The following is a 16454-nucleotide window of genomic DNA, read 5'->3' as shown; positions in this document are numbered from 1 at the left end:
TGTCGAACAGCGCATAGACAGAATTCACCACCAGCAAAAAGAACGTGGTGGGGGCGAGCAGTGGGAAAACAATGGTCCAGAACCGCCGCGCCGACCCCGCACCGTCAATCGCCGCGGCCTCGATCAGGGATTTTGGAACCGCCTGCAATCCGGCGACAAAGAACAGGAAGTTATAGCTGATTTGCTTCCAGCTTGCCGCCACGATCACCAACCCCATCGCCTGTTTTCCATCCAGCAGTGGATCCCAGTGCAGGCCCATTTGTTTTAGTGGCCACGCCAAGGTGCCAAAAGACGGGTTGAACATGAACAACCACAACATCCCCGCAATCGCCGGGGCCACCGCATAGGGCCAGATCATCAGCGTGCGGTAAAACGCCTTGCCGCGCAGCACCTTTTCGGCCTGCACCGCAAGCAATAGCGCAATCGACATCGACAAAAACGCCGTTGCGATTGAAAAGAAAATCGTGACCTGAATTGAATTGAGATAAGCCGGATCGGCGAGCACCCGCTTGAAATTGGCAAGCCCGACGAATCTAGATCGCAAGCCAAACGGGTCTTCCCGCAGGGTTGATTGCCACATGGCCTGAAACGCCGGCCAGTAGAAAAAGACCAATGAAATTGCCAACTGCGGGGCGACCAGCAGCCAAGGCAAAAAACGGTGGGGAAAGGTTGAGCGATTCATAAGAAAATCCGACCGCCCCGATCAAGGGGCGGCCGGAAATGGGTCACTGACCCATTGCGTCCTTGATCGCAGCATTCCCACGCGACACGGCGTTATCCAATGCCTGTTGCGCAGTCTGGTCCCCGGCCAGCATCTTTTCGAACTCTTCATTCTCGATGTCGCGGATCTGCGGCAAGTTAACCAGACGCACCCCTTTGGAGTTTTCGGTCGGCGCCTTGCCCATCATCTGGGTAATCGGCGTCTCACGTCCGGGGTTCTTGTCATAGAAGCCACTTGCCTTGGTGGCCTCATACGCTTCCATCGTCACAGGCAGATAGCCCGAGGTCTGGTGCAGATATTCCTGCACTTTGACATCTGACAAATAGGTGAAAAAGGCCGCAACGCCCTTATAAGTCTCATCCGACTTGCCACCCATGACCCAGAGCGACGCGCCGCCCGGAATGGTGTTTTGCGGGCCTTTGCCATCGGTGTCGTAAGGCAGTTGCCCGATGCCATAATTCATCCCGGATTTCACGATATCGCCCAACCCGCCCGAGCTTTCGGTCAGGATGCCACATTCGCCCGACAGGAAGGTTTGCTTGGCTTCCGAAGTGCGGCCGCCGTATTTGAACGTGCCATCCTTGGCCAGATCAGCGATCTTCTGAAAATGGTTCACATAGATCGGTGCGTTGATTTCCAACTCTGGCACGGCACCCGGCAACAACCCGTTTTCCTGTGTCGCGTAAGGCACGTTGTTCCAGGCTGCAAAGTTTTCCAGGTGGATCCAGGTCAGCCAGGTTGAGGTATACCCGCACGGGGCCGCACCGGAGTCCTTGATCTTTTTGGCCATGTCCCAAACCTCATTCCAGGTTTTGGGGGGCGTGTTTTCATCAAGTCCCGCTTTCTTGAAAACGTCCTTGTTGTAATATGTAATGGGCGAGGAGGAATTATAGGGGAAGGACAGCATGGTGCCGTCAGGCTTGGAGTAATAGGCAACGATTCCGGGCAGATATGCCGATTTATCAAAGGTCATCCCGGCATCGGTCAGAACGTCCGCCACAGGTTTGACAGCGCCTTCCGCAGCCATCATCACGCCGGTACCAACGTCAAAAACCTGAATGATATCCGGAGCTTGCCCGGCGCGATACGCGGCAATTCCTGCGTTCAGCGTTTCGGGGTATGTGCCCTTGAACACCGGCATCAGCTTGTAATCTGACTGGCTTGCGTTGAAATCGCTGGCAATCTTTTCGACCACCTCCGAATTCGCGCCGGTCATGGCGTGCCACCAACTGATCTCGGTCTGCGCCTGCGCCGCAACTGCGGGAATGGTGAAAGCACCAACACAGGTAGCAAGGAATGTCGCTTTGTTCATCGTATCCTCCCAGGTGGGGCGATTCACGCGGCGCACATCTGCAAGATCAGACCCTTCGGCAACAGCGCCGCGCGGTATTCTGTCAATGTAGTGCGTGCCACTTCTCTTTCGCCCCGAGTTTGTTTCAGGTTCCAGGTTCAATCAATAGATACCAACAGAACTTTTCTGGCAAGCCGCTTCCTTCACCAAATCAACCCTTGTCTCGGCGCGGCGCAACGGACGGTCCTGTGCCTTTGCGTTTGGAAAGGCTTGCCTTTTACAGGTTCCGGGCGAACGGATTTGATCGGACAACACAGGTGCCTGATTGGCCGACTGGCACGAACGGGGCGAAACCGCGCCGGAAACTCCTGCGGGACGACAGCGCGCTGTGCCGCAACTTTGTTAATAATTATGTATCCATCCCGAAAGAATACGACTAAAAATCCTTCAGAACAGCAGATGCAGGATGACTCGCGTTTTACCTGCGCCCTCAACATGGAGAAAAGAATGATGATACGCCTTATTGCCGCCTCCGCGCTTGTCTTGGCGATGACGACCCCCACGGTTTTCGCCGAAACCTTGCAGGTTGGTGCCTACCCATCCAACCCGCCATGGGAATTCAAGAACGAGAAAAGCGAATTCGAAGGGTTCGAGGTTGATCTGGTCAAGGAGATTGCCAAACGCCTCGGTGCCGATCTTGCGATTTCGGATCTGGGTTTTCAGGCGCTGTTCGCTGCCACTGCATCGGGCCGGATCGACATGGCGATTTCGTCGATTACGATCACCCAAGAGCGTTTGCAAAATCAGGATTTCACCCAAGGCTACTATGACAGTGACCTGGGCCTTTTGACGAATGGTGAAGTCACCAATCTTGACGGGATGAAAGGCAAGCCGGTTGGTGCCCTCGCGTCGTCGGTCGGCGAAAAGTGGATCAGCGAAAACACAGCGGACAAGGGATTTGGAGAGTATAAATCTTACAGCGATCAACAAGGTTTGCTGCTTGATACGTCCAACGGCCGCGTTGCTGGCGCTATCGGAGACATCCTTGGCTTTGAATATGCAGCCGAGCAGATGAAAGGCATCAAAGTTGTCGAGCGGATCAAGACGGGTGAATCCTTTGGCATCATGTTGCCCAAAGGGTCACCCAATCTGGAGCGCGTGAACAACGCCATTTCCGAAATCAAGAAAGATGGGACACTGGCGAAAATCTACGAAAAATGGCTCAAGGTTGCGCCGGTGGAAGGGACTTCCTCCACCACGGTTCTGCCGATTCCCAAAGCTGAATGAGGGCGAAGTTGCCAATCGCGACCGATAACGTGACAGTCAGAATCCAGGGGCCGTGCACATGAATTTCGTTGACACATTCCTCAACTGGGACGTGGTGATGCGGATTTATCCGATGCTCATCAAAGGCGTCTTCAACACGGTTGCTCTGGCGCTGACTGTCATTATTTTCGGCGGCTTTGTCGGGGTGGCGATCTGCCTCGTCCGGCTTTACGCAATAAAGCCGTTCCGTTGGTTGGCAATTGCCTATGTCGATCTGTTCCGCGCAATCCCGATATTGGTGTTGCTGGTGCTGATCTACTACGCACTGCCCTTTGTCGGCATCCGGCTGTCGTCCTTCGTGGCGGCAGCTGTCGCGTTGGGGCTGGTGTTTTCCAGCTTCACCGCCGAGGTGTTTCGTGCCGGGATTCAAGCGGTTCCCGACGGGCAGACTGAAGCGGCCGATGCGTTGGGCCTGCCGTTCTATGTAACGATTTACAAGGTTATCCTGCCGCAAGCGCTGAAAATCGCGATCCCGCCACATACGTCAAACGCGGTAGCGATTGCAAAGGACACATCATTGGCGTCGGTCGTGGCAATGCCGGACCTGCTGAAACAGGCAACAGATGCGCAGGCGCTGACGGCCAACCCATCGCCGTTGATAGCGGCGGCCCTGATGTATCTTATCGTGCTGCTGCCTGCGGTGCGGGCCGTGTCTATTCTTGAGAACCGATATCGGAATCAAGGGAAACATTGACGGTGCCGATGGCGCAACGGTTTTGAGGAGTGCGGCGATGACAAGGATTGCAGTGGTAACCGGTGCCGCCGGAGGCATGGGGCGGGCGATTGTCGCGCGGTTGATTGGTGACGGGATGCATGTCATTGGCCTTGACGTGAATGCGGACGGGTTGGCGGACATGCAACAGGCCGGGTTTCAAGCGATGCCGACCGATCTGATGAAGGTTGAGGCAATTGCCGACAGCTTCGCCCAAATCGGCAAGGAACACGGCGGCGTTGATGCCTTGGTGAACAACGCCGGCACCTGTTTCATGTCGGAGTTTCCGAACATTCCGGCGGAGGAGTTTGAGCGTCAGATGGCACTGAACTTCTCGGCGGCGTTTCACTGCTGTCAGGCTGCAATCAAGTTGATGCTGGGCCGGGACGGTGTGCGCAAGATCGTCAACATCTCCTCCAACGGTGCCTATAATTTCGACGTGTTCGACCCGCCGCATTATCGCGCGTCCAAGGCGGCCTTGGATAACCTGACGAAGGATCTGGCGCGGCGGTTTGCCCGCGACAAGATTTCGGTCAATTCGATTGCGCCTGCCATGACGGAGACGCCGCTTTTTGGTGTGTTGAGCAAAGAGGTTCTGGCCAAGGCCATCGCCCAGATGCCACATGGCCGGGCGATGCAGGCAAGCGAAATTGCGGCATGGGTTGGCTTTCTGATCTCATCCGCTGGGGATATATCAAGCGGGAATGTCATCATCCTGAACCAGGGGCGGGATGTGCGCTGACCTGTTGTTGCGGGTCAATCCGGCTCAGGTGAACCATTCCGGCGCTTTCTTCAGCCCCGGCCATTGTTGCGGACTGTGCCCGTAGATGACGGTGGCGTCTCGCTCGCGCGCCAGTTCCATCAGACGCGCGCCGTGATGGATCGCTTGCGCTTCATCCCATGATCCGGCGAACCTCTCGTCGATTTCTGACGCACGGCTGATCGCGTCAGAGGTGAACAGCAGCCAGCCAGTTTCAGGCAGGCGCAGCATGAATGCAAGCTGGCCCGGCGCGTGGCCCGGACAGAACAGCACCTCGAAATCCGGGCCAAGCACGAAGTCTTCGGTCACCATATGATAGTCGGCATCCGGCCATTCCATCGGCTGCTTGCCGGACCAATACAGCGGGCGGGGCAAGGCGCGCTCTGCCGCAGCGATCAGGATCGGCACTCCGGGAAAGCCGCCCATATGGCCCAGATGGTCAATATGGGTATGGCTTTGGATCATCAGGGTAATGTCGGCGGGTGTCAGGCCGAGTTTGGCCAGTTGCGGCTTTGGCATGTTTTCGGGCGTAATCGACAGCACCCGGCCAAAGCTGCCCAATGCGTCCTCAATCGTTGCAGCTTCGGGGTCATGCGCGTATTTTTCCGGGAAACCCGTGTCGATCAGGACAACTTCGCCCGCGTCCGTTTCCACCACCGCGCCGCATATGCCAATCGTTCGCGGGCCTGCATGGACCTCGAACAGACCATAATCCAGCATCGCAAAGCGTTTGGGTTTGCCCTTGAGCGCTATTTGGCTATTCATATCCGGAATGTGGGGGAGATAGGCGATGAAAGTCAAGATACACACGCTGTTTCAGTATTTGCTGGAAACGACTGATGCGGCCCCGGAAGCGATTGTCGGCTTTTCGCTTGCCGAGTCCCCGAAACTGGGCGCGTTTCTGGCTGATCTGGACCCTGATCTGGTGTTGGATTGGAACGGTCGCGATTTTCGCGGCTTGCCCGAATTGCGCGATCATGTGCTGAGTCAAGCGGGGCTTCGGTCAGTTTGCAAAATCGAAGATGTGCTGATCACCGCCGGCGCAGCCGAGGCGAATTACCTTGCGATCATGCAGCTTTTGCAGCCCGGCGATGAGATTGTCATCGAAACCCCCGGCTGGCCGCAGGCGGAGGTTTTGGCGCGTGCCATTGGCGCAGATGTCATCAAGGTCACGCGGCAGGAAACCGACAATTGGCATCTGCCGCTGGATGTGCTGGCATCAAAGGTCACCCCCCGGACGAAACTGATTTTTGTGACGAACCCGAACAACCCGACGGGTGATCTGCTGAGTGCTGGCGACGTGGCCGACCTTGTGAAGATTGCCGACAAAGTGGGTGCGTGGCTGTTGGTTGATGAGGTTTATGCGGGCCTCGAATGGGATGGCCCACGCGCGCCTTCGGTGGCAGGGCTCTATGCGCGCGGCATTACCACGGGGTCCGTCAGCAAAGCCCTTGGCCTTCAGGGGTTGCGCACAGGTTGGCTGATCTGCCCTGATCCCGGTCTGGTGATGGATGCGGTGATCCTGCGTGAAAATTCATCCGAGATCATGAACATCATGGGCGAAGTGATTGCCGAAGTTGCGCTTCGACCGGAGCGGTACAAGCAAGCCATGGAAAAGGCCCGTCGCGAAGGCGCTGCCAATCTTGCGCAGATGAACCAATGGGTTGCAAAGCAAGACGGGTTGAGTTGGGTCACGCCCCGCGCGGGCCTGATCGGGCTTGGCCGCCTTCCGACAGGCATCGACAGCGATGCGTTCGCCCGCGTCTTGCTGGCGGAGCCTTACCGCACCTTCCTTTTGCCCGGCAGCGCCTATGACCAGCCCAGCCATATCCGGCTGGGCGTCGGTGGCGGGGCGCAGGTGAATTTGCAAAACCGGTTGAACCGGGTGGCGCAAGCCCTTGCCGACAGGCGCAGATGACGGGTTGATCTTTGGCGCGTCAGATTTCGGCCTCGGATCAATCACGACATGAAGATAAAATAACACTTCCACCAACGCATGATATTTTGCTAACATTTTGTCACAGGGAATCTGACAGGAGGAATTTCTATGCACATGAATGGAATCGTGGCTGCCACGATGGCAGTTCTGCTATGCGGCACACCACTCGCGGCGCAGGATACGCTTCGGATCGCATCGGGCAGTAAAGTGACTTCGCTCGATCCGATTGCGACCGCCGCCGCCGGGAATATCGAAGCCTATGGCCAGCTTTATACGCATCTGGTCCGCAAGGACCACGATGGCACGTTCAAACCGGGTCTGGCGCAAAGCTGGGACATTTCGCCGGACGGGCTGACCTATACGTTTGAATTGCGGCCCTCGAAGTTTTCCGACGGCAGCGATATCACGGCGGATGATGTGGCGTTCAGCCTGCTGCGGGTGGCGAAAGACAAAAGCTCCGCCTACCCGGCTGGTTTTGCGCCGATAAAAGAGGTTACGGCCGTTGATGCGGATACCGTGAAAATGATGCTGGACTATCCCAGCGCGCCGATGCTTTCCAATCTTGAGATTTTCAACGCCGGTATTGTCAGCAAAGCCGATGTGGAAAAGCGCGGCGAGGAGGCGTTTACCGTTAATCCTGTCGCTTCTGGCCCCTATATGGTCAAGGAGTGGAAACCGAATGACCGTTTGACGCTGGCTGCGAACCCGAATTACTGGCGCGAAGGGTTGCCGAAGATCAAGACCGTCGATCTGATCGAAGTCAGCGACGACAACGCCCGTGCGACAATGCTGATGGCCGGTGAGATTGACGTGGATCGCCACGTTCCATGGCCGCAGATTGATGAGGTGAACAACAGCCCGAATGTGTCGGTAAAGCTTGAGCCGTCAACGGTGCTTTATCTGGTACTGCCAAACCTTGCCAAACCACCGTTCGACAATCCTATCGTGCGCAAGGCGGCGGCCATGGCGCTCGACCGCGCAGCGATCACCAATGCGGTTACACTGGGTCATGCGACCGTCGCCAATAGCACATTGCCCAATGCACTGAACTATTATGACAAGAACGTCAGCCCGCCCGCCTATGATCCCGCAGGCGCGCGTAAACTGTTGGAAGATGCTGGTCTGCTTGGCACCGAGATAAATATGATGATTGTCCCGTCCTATGCGCAGACAGCGACCTTGCTCAAGGCGCAATGGGATGCTGTCGGGTTCAAAACCAATGTTGAGCAGGTTGATGTGGGTCTGTTTTGGTCGAACCTGACCAGCGGTGAGTTTGAAGCCACGACGACATGGTATTACAATGAAACCGAAGACCCCGATCTGGCGGTCCGCTGGGCACTTTGCGGCACCTGCGGCAGCAAATCCTTCTATACCAACTATGACAACCCGGAAGTTGATAAACTGACCGAAGAAGCCCTGCGGGAACAAGACCCGACCAAACGCGGTGCGCTTTACAGCAAGATCCAGCAGATCACCGTCGATGATCTGCCACAAATCCCGCTGTATTACGCGCCCTATTCCAACGGCTATTCGGATCATGTCAAAGGCTTGTCCCTGACTCCGGCGCTGCAATGGACGCTGGAAGATGCCGAGCTGACGGGCGGCTGATCGCCACCGCCGCGAGGCCGCCCGCGTCGCGGCGGGCCGCCCGTCCAACCCCGGCAGACAGGGTGTCTCTGTGAACCTATTTCGCTTCATCACCATGCGGCTGCTTCAGGCCGTCCCGGTCCTTTTCGGTGTCAGCATCATCACGTTCGCGCTGATGGTCGCGACACCGGGGGATCCGATCCGTCTTTTGGTCGGCGATCATGCCTCGCCCGAAACCGTTGCCGCCTTGCGCGACCAATATGGATTGGATGCGCCGATCCATGTGCAATATCTCAAATACATCACGAATCTGGCGACGGGTGATCTGGGGAAGTCATTGCGCTACCGGGTGCCGGTGTCGCAACTGATCGCGCAGCATTACCCGGTCACGCTGTTTCTGGTGCTTTATACCATCGTCTTGACTTTGCCGCCGGTGTTCGCCTTGTCGGTCTGGTCGGCCAAACGGCAGAACGGGCCTGCCGACCAGATCATTCGATTGCTGGGGGTGTTGGGGCTTGCGGTGCCGGTGTTCTGGCTGGCGCTGCTACTGGCGCGGTTCTTTGGAGTGACGCTTGGCTGGTTCCCGGTGAGCGGTTTCGGGGCGACGATACCGGCGCATTTCCTGCACCTGTTCCTGCCCGCTTTGTCGACGATGATCTGGGTGGTGCCGATCCTTGTGCGAACCCTGCGCTCGGCGCTGCTGGACGAGATGAACCGCGACTATGTGCTGACCGGCATGGCGAAAGGCTTGGGTGAGCGGCAAATTTTCCGCAAGCACATCCTGCCGAATTCGATCCTTCCGACACTGAACCTGTTTGCCGTGATCGTCGCCTATCTGCTTGGCGGGTCTGTGATTGTTGAAACGGTCTATGCGGTGCCGGGCATGGGGAAACTGATGGTGGAGAGTATCCTCGCGCGGGATTATTTCGTGGTGCAGGGGGCAACACTGGTCTTTGCCATGACGACGATCCTGGTGATGCTGGCAGTTGATGTCGTGTCGGCGTTGATTGATCCGCGGGTGACGCCATGAGGGTTTCACCGATGTTTGTCACCGGACTTGCGCTGGTGCTGGTCTGGTGCCTGATTGCTTTGGTCGCGCCATGGCTTGCCACGCATGACCCCTACGCTATTGATTTTGTCGCCACCCTGAAGCCTCCGGGGGCAGCGCATTGGTTCGGAACCGACAACGTGGGGCGCGATACCTATAGCCGTGTGGTGTATGGTTCGCGACTGGCGCTCTATATCGGGCTGCTGGGGGTTATTGCACCGCTGGTCATCGGGATGACGGTCGGGTTGACGGCGGGCTATTTCGGCGGCTGGGTTGATACAATCGCGATGCGGCTCGTTGACATTACGGTGCCGTTCCCGTTCTTCGTGCTGGTTTTGTCCATTGTCGCCGTATTGGGGCCGGGGATCGAGAATTACTTCATCGCGCTGGCGCTGGTCGGTTGGGTCGGTTACGCGCGGCTCGCCCGATCAGAAGCGATGGTGCTGCGGCAGGCCGAATTCGTGCTGGCCGCGCGGACGATGGGCTTTTCGCATCGGTATATCTTGTTGCGCCATATCCTGCCCAACGCGCTGTCGCCGATTGTGGTCTATGTGATGACAGATGTGACACTGGTTATCCTGTTCGGCGCAGCGCTCGGCTTTCTGGGTATGGGGGTTTCACCGCCCGCCGCCGAATGGGGTGTGATGATTGCCGAGGGCCAAAGCTATATTTCAACCGCTTGGTGGATCAGCTTTTTCCCCGGCCTGGCGATGGTGTTGATCGGGGTCGGCTTCGCGCTGATCGGCGACGGCCTGGCCCGGATGTTGAGGATTGAGCGATGACCCCGCTGCTGAAAGTCTGTGATCTGTCGGTGCGCTTCGGTCAGACCGTGGCGGTTGATGGGGTGACGTTCGATCTGGCGCGGGGGGCGGCACTCGGGATTGTCGGTGAAAGCGGTTCGGGCAAATCGGTGACTTGTCGGGCTTTGATGCGGTTGTTGCCGCCCGCGACAAACATTTCTGGCAGCGTCGAATTTGAAGGGCGTGACCTGCTCAATCTGTCAGAGCCGGAGTTGAACACCATTCGGGGCAAACGCATTGCGATGATCTTTCAAAGCCCGGCGTCGCATCTCGACCCGCTGATGCGGATTGGCGAACAGGTGGCTGAAGCCTTGGTCGAGCACACGGACCTAAAAGGCCGCGCTGTGTGGGAAGAAGTGCTGCGCCTGCTGGACGTTGTGCGAATACCCGATCCAGACAGATGCGCGCGCGCATATCCGCACCAGCTTTCGGGTGGGATGAAACAACGCGCGATGATCGCGGGGGCATTGGCCTGCCAGCCGGATTTGCTGTTGGCGGATGAGCCGACAACAGCGCTGGATGCAACGGTGCAGAAAAGCGTGCTGGACCTGTTGGCGCAACTGCGACGAGAGCAGAATCTGTCGATGATTTTCGTCAGTCACGATCTGGGCGCGGTGGCGCGGGTCTGCGATGATCTGTTGGTGATGCGCCGGGCAAAACTGGTGGAACGCGGGCCGGTGACGCGGGTGATCGACGCACCACAGCATGAGTATACCAAACAGTTGATCGCCTCGCACCCCGACCGATTGGCCTCACGGCAAGTGGCAGCGGTTTCGCAGGGTGCGCCGCTGCTGGAGGCGCAGGGTATCCAGATCCGTTATGGCGGTAAGTCGCTGGCGGATGTGTTGACCGGGCGGGAAGGCGGCTTTGTTGCGGTGAAACACGCCGATTTTGTGGTTCGACCGGGGGAGACCCTGGGGATTGTCGGCGAAAGCGGGTCAGGCAAGACAACACTGGCACGGTCGCTGGTCGGGTTGGTCAAACCGCATAAGGGCGAGGTGTTGTTCGACGGTGCGCCCGCCGATCCTTCGGGGCGCGGTCGCGTGGCCTATCTGCGCGATGTGCAACTGATCTATCAGCATCCGTATGAGGCGCTCAGCCCACGTTTGACGGTGCAGGCGGCGATTGCCGAACCCTTGCGCCGGCATCGGCTTTGCCCGGCGGCGGAAGTGTTGCGGCGTGTCGCTGAGTTGATGGCGCAGGTTGATCTTGCGCCTGATCTGGCCAAACGCCTGCCCGGCCAGCTTTCGGGCGGTCAGTGCCAGCGGGTCGCTATTGCGCGGGCGCTGGCGTTCAATCCGCGTGTGTTGATCGCGGATGAGGTGACATCGGCGCTGGACGTGACGCTTCAGGCGCAGGTGATGGACCTGCTGCTGAAACTGCAAAAAGAGCGGGGTTTGACAATGGTTTTTATCAGCCATGATCTGGCCGTGATCCGGCGGCTGTGCAATTCGGTTATCGTGATGCGCGCAGGTGAGATTGTTGAAGCGGGTCCAACAGCATCGGTGTTTGACGCTCCGCAACAGGCCTATACCCGCGCGTTGATCGACGCGATTCCGCATTTGCACGGGGATGCCGCATGAAGGATGGAAGTACCGCACCGCAAGACACCGCCCGCGACCGGGTAAAGCATGCCCGCAATCTGTCAAAGGCGGAAAGTGAGGTTGCGTTATGGGTTCAGCGCAATTTCGACAACCTGCCGTTTGAAACCGCTGCTGATCTGGCAGGCGGTGCAGGGGTCAGCGAAATGACGGTGGGGCGGTTTGTGCGGCGGCTCGGCTATGTGAATTTCAAGGCGTTCAAATCGGCGGTGAACAGCGAATTCCGCAGCAGCGGTGACGATGCAAGCAGCCCCAGCGCCAGCCGGATTGCGATTCCCGCGGGCACCGGGTCGGAACTCGATGCGCAATTGCAGATGGAGTTGAATGCGATTGCCGAGGTTTATCATCTGGCCACGACGGACCCTTGGCGCGCGGCGCTTGATGTGGTGGCAAAGGCCGATGTGGTCAATGTTACCGGGTTTCAGGCGGTCAAAGGCATGGCTGCGGATTTCGCCACCCGGCTCAAATACGTCCGGCCCGGTGTGCGCTTCGCGGAGGGCCGCAGCGGAAATTGGTCAGAATTGTTTATTGAGAACCCGGCAAGAAGCTGCGTGGTCATGATTGAGGTCGTGCCCTACGCGCATGACGCAGTGAAGATCGCCGATATGTGCCTGCGCCGCGATATTCCTCTGATCATGATCACGGACCGCTATAGCGCCTGGCCCCGGCAATACACGCCGCATGTGCTGACGGTTAACACCTCGACTAAAGCGTTTCTGGACAGTATTTCGGGCATATCGTCGTTGTTGGGACTGTTTTTGAATGGTATTACGGCGCGGGTCGGACCAGCGGCGCAAAAGCGTTTGCAGGCCATGCGCGAATTGTCTGCGCATTTTGACCCGTTCTCATACGAGCCGGGAAACAAGATGCGTCCCATCGCGACCCCTGATCGGAAAGACGACGAAAAATGACCAAATCTCCGCGCGCCCGCGATATCGGCTTGCAGTTTGACGGAACACCCGGCCCCCTGAACGCAATCACCGATGTGGCCGGGATCACGGTTGGATTTTCGACGGTGATCGAAGACCCGATTGCCGGCGTCCACAACGGATTATGTACCGGAGTGACCGCAATTATCCCACGCGGGGCCAGCGGCGACATTGAGCCGGTCTGGGCCGGGATCCATTCGTTCAACGGCAACGGTGAGCTTACCGGTTCGCATCACATCAAGGATTTGGGCTGGTTCATGGGGCCCGTGATGCTGACCAACTCGCACAGCGTCGGGATTGTCAGCCATGCAACCGTTGGCTGGATGATCGCCCGTTACCCGGAGGTGTTTGCAAAGGATCATATGTGGTGCTTGCCGGTGGTCGGCGAAACCTATGACGGGGCGCTGAATGATATCAACGCGCGCGGCGTGACCGAGGCCCATGCGTTGCAATCGCTGAACACAGCGGCGACCGGGCCTGTCAGCGAAGGCAATGTAGGCGGCGGCACCGGGATGATCACCTACGAATTCAAAGGCGGCACCGGCACCGCGTCGCGCCGGGTGGAAATTGCGGGCAAATCCTATGATCTTGGTGTGTTGGTTCAGGCCAATCATGGCACCCGCGACTGGCTGGAAATTTCGGGCGTGCCGGTCGGGCGATTGATGCGCGATGATCTGGTGGCGCCTTCCGATCTTGGCTCGATCATCGTGGTGATTGCGACAGACGCGCCGCTTTTGCCGCATCAACTGGACCGGCTGGCGCGGCGTGGCGGTCTTGGTATCGGGCGCAACGGCACCAAGGGCGGCCATTCGTCGGGAGATATCTTTTTGGCCTTCAGCACCGCCAACCCGCAGAAGAACCCGTGGTATGCACCCGACATCATGCTGCTGGAGGCGCTGAAAGACACCCACCTTGACCCGCTGTTTGCCGCAGCGGTTCAGGCTACAGAAGAAGCGGTGGTGAATGCGATGATCGCCGCCACCGACCGGATAGCGGTGAAGCCGAAGGGCAAGGTTGTGCGTGCCATCGACCATCAACGACTGATGGAAGTGATCCGCGCCTATCGCCGGACCTGAATGAAAGGGCAAAGGATGGAATTGACGGATTGCTTCGGATCGCCGACAGAACGCGGGCAAAGCCACGGCGAAAGCCTGCGCGAACGGATTGCAGACGCGCTTGTCGTCTGGGAACACGCAACGATAGCGGGCTTGGGCGCGCGCGCGCCGCGAAACATCGACGCCTATTGCGACAGGTTCCTGAACAGCACCGCGCTGATCCAACGGGTTCAAACGGAAACACCGGATCTTTATGCCGAACTCATCGGGATCGCCGCTGGGTCAGGGCAGCCATTGCCCCGGATCGCGGCCTATAATCTGATGGATGAACAATGGTGGTATGACGCCGCACCTGATGCACCACCACCGGGATGCAGCCTGATTGCGGCGCCGGTCGACGGCGGGCATGTGCTGGCGCAGAATATGGACCTGCCGCTGTTTATGGAAGGTTCACAAGTCGCGCTGCGGCTTGGCGGCCCGGATATTCCGGAAACCATTGTGTTGAGCGCGGCTGGTCTGATCGGCCTGACGGGGGCCAACGCGGCGGGGCTTGCAATCGGCGTAAACACCTTGCTGATGCTGCATCACGCGACGGATGGTTTGCCTGTTGCCTTTGCGATGCGGCACGCGCTCGGGGCCAGCAACCGGGCAGAAGCATCGGCGCGCTTACGCAAGGTCGGTCACGCCAGTGGGCAGCATTACGCTCTCGTGACGCAGGATGGCATCTCATCGTTTGAGTGTTCCGCAAATTCCTGCGCCACCGTGCCCGCGCGGAAGGATGGCACTTTGCTGCACACCAATCACCCGCTAGTCAGCAAGGATATCGACGCGGCGGCGCTGGCGCGGCTGGACCGGGCGGGGTTTACAGAAAGCTCCATCACCCGGCTTGATTGGCTGACATCACATCCCCGCGCGATCAACTCCGCCGCCGATGTGCAAGCACTGTTTGATGATCGGGACGCGCCGATTTGTATGCGCGCCGCAGCGAAGGGACGGTCGAGTACCTTTGCTTCGGTCCTTTATGAAATGACGGAGCTACCTGGTATCCGCATGCGACAAGGGGTTGAGGACGGCGCATCATGGCACGCGCTAACTTTTTCGCAGAAATCCATAACCAATTGAGTCAAATGCGGCCGAGGGGTGATCAGCACCGCCTTGCGTGGGGCGCGTGATCAACAGGCTCGCGAAAACTGCGATAGTGCTTTTCTATTGCCTTAACGCCCTTTTGCTGCCGCCTCTACCGCGGCGATGTCAATTTTCCGCATGGTCAGCATCGCCTCCATGGCCCGCTTGGCTTTGGCGCGGTCGGGGCCCGTGGTCAATTCCAGCAGCCGTTTCGGCGTGATCTGCCACGAAAACCCCCAGCGGTCCTTGCACCAGCCGCATTCACTCTCCTTGCCGCCATTGTTCACAACGGCGTTCCAGTAGCGGTCGGTTTCTGCCTGATCGTTGGTCTTCACCATAAAGCTGACAGCTTCGTTCGGTCTGAACACCGGACCGCCATTCAGACCCAGAAAGGCGCGGCCCAACAGCGTGAACTCAACAGTCAGCTCCACCCCTTCCTTTCCACCGGGAAAATCCGCAGCGGCGGCGTTAACTTTGTCTACATGGCTGTCGGGAAAGGTGGCGGCGTAAAACTCCGCCGCCTTTTTCGCTTCGCCGTGGTCAAACCACAGACAGGTGACAAGGTGGCTCATGCCGGTGTTCCTTGTCCTTTGTTACCTTCAAAGTTGAGCATCCAGGGGGTGCCGTATGTGTCGGTGAACATTGCAAACCGTTCCGCCCAGAATGTCTCGGCGGGGGCCATTTCATCTGGGGCCAATTCCGTTGACCCGGCCAGTGCTGCATGGATACGGTCGAATTCGGCGCGCGAGGTTGGTGAGATGGATATGCGAAAGCCCTGCGGTTTTTCATAATACATCTCGGGGCTGTCAGAGGCCATGACGGTGGCGCGGCCCAAAGTCATCGCCATATTCATTACTAAATCGTCGCCGCCGGGCATGCGACTTTCCATATCAGGTATGTCACGGTTGCGAAAAACACCGTTGATCTGTCCGCCAAGAACCTCGGCATAATGGGTCATCGCCTCAAAGCAATTGCCTTTGAAGAAGAGGTAGATTGTTGGTTCCATTTCGAATGTCTCCCTTGATGTTGAAAGTGTCTGTTCGGCCGTTATGGTTACTCGGTTGCCGTCCGGTTGAAAAAGGCGAGTTGCGCGGCGAACGCGCGTTTGAACGCCGGTCGTGCCTCGCCTCGGGCAACATAGGCCGCGAGATTCGGAAACTCTGACAACAGCCCCGATGCCGCCACTCTGCGCAGCACGTCTATCACCATCAAATCCCCCGCGCTGAACCGGCCATCCAGCCATTCGGCATCGCCAAGATGCACAGAAAGCTGGTTCATTCGAACGCGCAAGCGGTCCTTGATAAGCGGCAAGCGCGCTTCGGTCCACGGCTTGTCGCCTTCCGCGAATTTGGCGGAGGAGAGTTCAAGGATCGGCGGCTCAATGGTGCTGAGCGCGGCAAACATCCAGTTGACCGCACGATAACGCGCAGTCGGATCAACAGGAAGCAGACCCATATGAGTATTGGCGATGTGGAATATGATCGCGCCAGATTCAAACAGCGACAGATCACCGTCTTCAAGCGTTGGAATTTGTCCAAACGGTTGAATAGCCAGATGCGC

General features: G+C 58.1%; 17 protein-coding genes. 11 read left to right on the top strand and 6 right to left on the bottom strand.

Annotation, left to right across the window (positions count from 1 at the left end; translation table 11 throughout):
* Both L0H65_RS03760 and ugpB read right to left on the bottom strand, forming a co-directional pair.
* Positions 1-682, bottom strand: a 682-nt coding sequence (locus L0H65_RS03760) for an ABC transporter permease subunit (RefSeq protein ID WP_301457496.1), incomplete at its 3' end; no start/stop codon positions are given.
* 43 nt (positions 683-725) lie between these two features.
* A complete protein-coding gene (gene ugpB / locus L0H65_RS03755; protein WP_301457495.1) occupies positions 726-2033 on the bottom strand; it encodes a sn-glycerol-3-phosphate ABC transporter substrate-binding protein UgpB in 1308 nt (435 codons plus the stop codon).
* Positions 2034-2519: 486 nt separating this feature from the next.
* On the opposite strand from ugpB, the gene L0H65_RS03750 reads away from it, so the two are divergent.
* From L0H65_RS03750 to L0H65_RS03740, 3 genes are read left to right on the top strand one after another with little or no spacing between them, the layout of a single operon-like run.
* Complete coding sequence (locus tag L0H65_RS03750; RefSeq protein WP_301457494.1) at positions 2520-3299, top strand: ABC transporter substrate-binding protein; 780 nt, start codon at positions 2520-2522, stop codon at positions 3297-3299.
* A gap of 58 nt (positions 3300-3357) precedes the next feature.
* A complete protein-coding gene (locus L0H65_RS03745; RefSeq protein WP_301457493.1) occupies positions 3358-4032 on the top strand; it encodes an amino acid ABC transporter permease in 675 nt (224 codons plus the stop codon).
* Positions 4033-4069: 37 nt separating this feature from the next.
* Positions 4070-4792 carry an SDR family NAD(P)-dependent oxidoreductase gene (locus tag L0H65_RS03740; protein WP_301457492.1) on the top strand — a complete coding sequence of 241 codons (723 nt, stop codon included), beginning with the start codon at positions 4070-4072 and terminating at the stop codon, positions 4790-4792.
* A gap of 24 nt (positions 4793-4816) precedes the next feature.
* Here the strand turns inward: L0H65_RS03740 and L0H65_RS03735 are convergent, their stop codons facing one another.
* The gene (locus L0H65_RS03735) at positions 4817-5575 is read right to left on the bottom strand and encodes an MBL fold metallo-hydrolase (protein ID WP_301457491.1); all 759 of its coding nucleotides are present in this window, start codon (positions 5573-5575) and stop codon (positions 4817-4819) included.
* Between the two features lie 25 nt (positions 5576-5600).
* On the opposite strand from L0H65_RS03735, the gene L0H65_RS03730 reads away from it, so the two are divergent.
* The 8 genes from L0H65_RS03730 (at position 5601) to L0H65_RS03695 (ending at position 14891) form a co-directional block, all read left to right on the top strand.
* On the top strand, positions 5601-6728 hold the full coding sequence (locus L0H65_RS03730; RefSeq protein ID WP_301457490.1) for a pyridoxal phosphate-dependent aminotransferase: 1128 nt from the start codon (positions 5601-5603) through the stop codon (positions 6726-6728).
* A gap of 129 nt (positions 6729-6857) precedes the next feature.
* Entirely contained in the window at positions 6858-8357 is a 1500-nt protein-coding gene (locus L0H65_RS03725) for an ABC transporter substrate-binding protein (RefSeq protein ID WP_301457489.1), read from the top strand.
* A 70-nt stretch (positions 8358-8427) separates the two neighbouring features.
* Positions 8428-9366, top strand: a complete 939-nt coding sequence (locus L0H65_RS03720) for an ABC transporter permease (RefSeq protein WP_301457488.1) — start codon at positions 8428-8430, stop codon at positions 9364-9366.
* Between the two features lie 11 nt (positions 9367-9377).
* Entirely contained in the window at positions 9378-10166 is a 789-nt protein-coding gene (locus L0H65_RS03715) for an ABC transporter permease (RefSeq protein WP_301457487.1), read from the top strand.
* Positions 10163-11767, top strand: coding sequence for an ABC transporter ATP-binding protein (locus L0H65_RS03710; protein WP_301457486.1), 1605 nt, complete (start codon positions 10163-10165; stop codon positions 11765-11767). The genes L0H65_RS03715 and L0H65_RS03710 overlap by 4 nt, the downstream gene beginning before the upstream one ends.
* Complete coding sequence (locus tag L0H65_RS03705; RefSeq protein WP_301457485.1) at positions 11764-12696, top strand: MurR/RpiR family transcriptional regulator; 933 nt, start codon at positions 11764-11766, stop codon at positions 12694-12696. Before L0H65_RS03710 ends, L0H65_RS03705 begins: the two co-directional genes overlap by 4 nt.
* Positions 12693-13790 carry a P1 family peptidase gene (locus L0H65_RS03700; RefSeq protein WP_301457484.1) on the top strand — a complete coding sequence of 366 codons (1098 nt, stop codon included), beginning with the start codon at positions 12693-12695 and terminating at the stop codon, positions 13788-13790. Before L0H65_RS03705 ends, L0H65_RS03700 begins: the two co-directional genes overlap by 4 nt.
* A 15-nt stretch (positions 13791-13805) precedes the next feature.
* Positions 13806-14891, top strand: a complete 1086-nt coding sequence (locus L0H65_RS03695; RefSeq protein WP_301457483.1) for a C45 family peptidase — start codon at positions 13806-13808, stop codon at positions 14889-14891.
* 92 nt (positions 14892-14983) lie between these two features.
* On the opposite strand, the gene L0H65_RS03690 is transcribed toward L0H65_RS03695, so the two are convergent.
* From L0H65_RS03690 to L0H65_RS03680, 3 genes are all read right to left on the bottom strand, one after another.
* Complete coding sequence (locus tag L0H65_RS03690; protein ID WP_301457482.1) at positions 14984-15466, bottom strand: VOC family protein; 483 nt, start codon at positions 15464-15466, stop codon at positions 14984-14986.
* A complete protein-coding gene (locus L0H65_RS03685; RefSeq protein ID WP_301457481.1) occupies positions 15463-15900 on the bottom strand; it encodes a VOC family protein in 438 nt (145 codons plus the stop codon). Before L0H65_RS03685 ends, L0H65_RS03690 begins: the two co-directional genes overlap by 4 nt.
* 47 nt (positions 15901-15947) lie before the next feature.
* On the bottom strand, positions 15948-16454 hold a 507-nt coding region (locus L0H65_RS03680; protein ID WP_301457480.1), incomplete at its 5' end, for a glutathione S-transferase family protein.

The sequence above is a fragment of the Pseudorhodobacter sp. genome, from assembly GCF_030452865.1.
Lineage (GTDB): Bacteria > Pseudomonadota > Alphaproteobacteria > Rhodobacterales > Rhodobacteraceae > Pseudorhodobacter.
This window is presented reverse-complemented; position numbering and strand designations above follow the sequence as displayed.

What these genes read in the sequence shown, in the direction of transcription:
- L0H65_RS03735 (WP_301457491.1), bottom strand. Translation starts at nt 5,575, where the DNA reads ATGAATAGCCAAATAGCGCTCAAGGGCAAACCCAAACGCTTTGCGATG.
- L0H65_RS03710 (WP_301457486.1), top strand. Translation starts at nt 10,163, where the DNA reads ATGACCCCGCTGCTGAAAGTCTGTGATCTGTCGGTGCGCTTCGGTCAG.
- L0H65_RS03715 (WP_301457487.1), top strand. Translation starts at nt 9,378, where the DNA reads ATGTTTGTCACCGGACTTGCGCTGGTGCTGGTCTGGTGCCTGATTGCT.
- L0H65_RS03685 (WP_301457481.1), bottom strand. Translation starts at nt 15,900, where the DNA reads ATGGAACCAACAATCTACCTCTTCTTCAAAGGCAATTGCTTTGAGGCG.
- L0H65_RS03740 (WP_301457492.1), top strand. Translation starts at nt 4,070, where the DNA reads ATGACAAGGATTGCAGTGGTAACCGGTGCCGCCGGAGGCATGGGGCGG.
- L0H65_RS03705 (WP_301457485.1), top strand. Translation starts at nt 11,764, where the DNA reads ATGAAGGATGGAAGTACCGCACCGCAAGACACCGCCCGCGACCGGGTA.
- L0H65_RS03745 (WP_301457493.1), top strand. Translation starts at nt 3,358, where the DNA reads ATGAATTTCGTTGACACATTCCTCAACTGGGACGTGGTGATGCGGATT.
- L0H65_RS03700 (WP_301457484.1), top strand. Translation starts at nt 12,693, where the DNA reads ATGACCAAATCTCCGCGCGCCCGCGATATCGGCTTGCAGTTTGACGGA.
- L0H65_RS03725 (WP_301457489.1), top strand. Translation starts at nt 6,858, where the DNA reads ATGCACATGAATGGAATCGTGGCTGCCACGATGGCAGTTCTGCTATGC.
- ugpB (WP_301457495.1), bottom strand. Translation starts at nt 2,033, where the DNA reads ATGAACAAAGCGACATTCCTTGCTACCTGTGTTGGTGCTTTCACCATT.
- L0H65_RS03730 (WP_301457490.1), top strand. Translation starts at nt 5,601, where the DNA reads ATGAAAGTCAAGATACACACGCTGTTTCAGTATTTGCTGGAAACGACT.
- L0H65_RS03750 (WP_301457494.1), top strand. Translation starts at nt 2,520, where the DNA reads ATGATGATACGCCTTATTGCCGCCTCCGCGCTTGTCTTGGCGATGACG.
- L0H65_RS03695 (WP_301457483.1), top strand. Translation starts at nt 13,806, where the DNA reads ATGGAATTGACGGATTGCTTCGGATCGCCGACAGAACGCGGGCAAAGC.
- L0H65_RS03690 (WP_301457482.1), bottom strand. Translation starts at nt 15,466, where the DNA reads ATGAGCCACCTTGTCACCTGTCTGTGGTTTGACCACGGCGAAGCGAAA.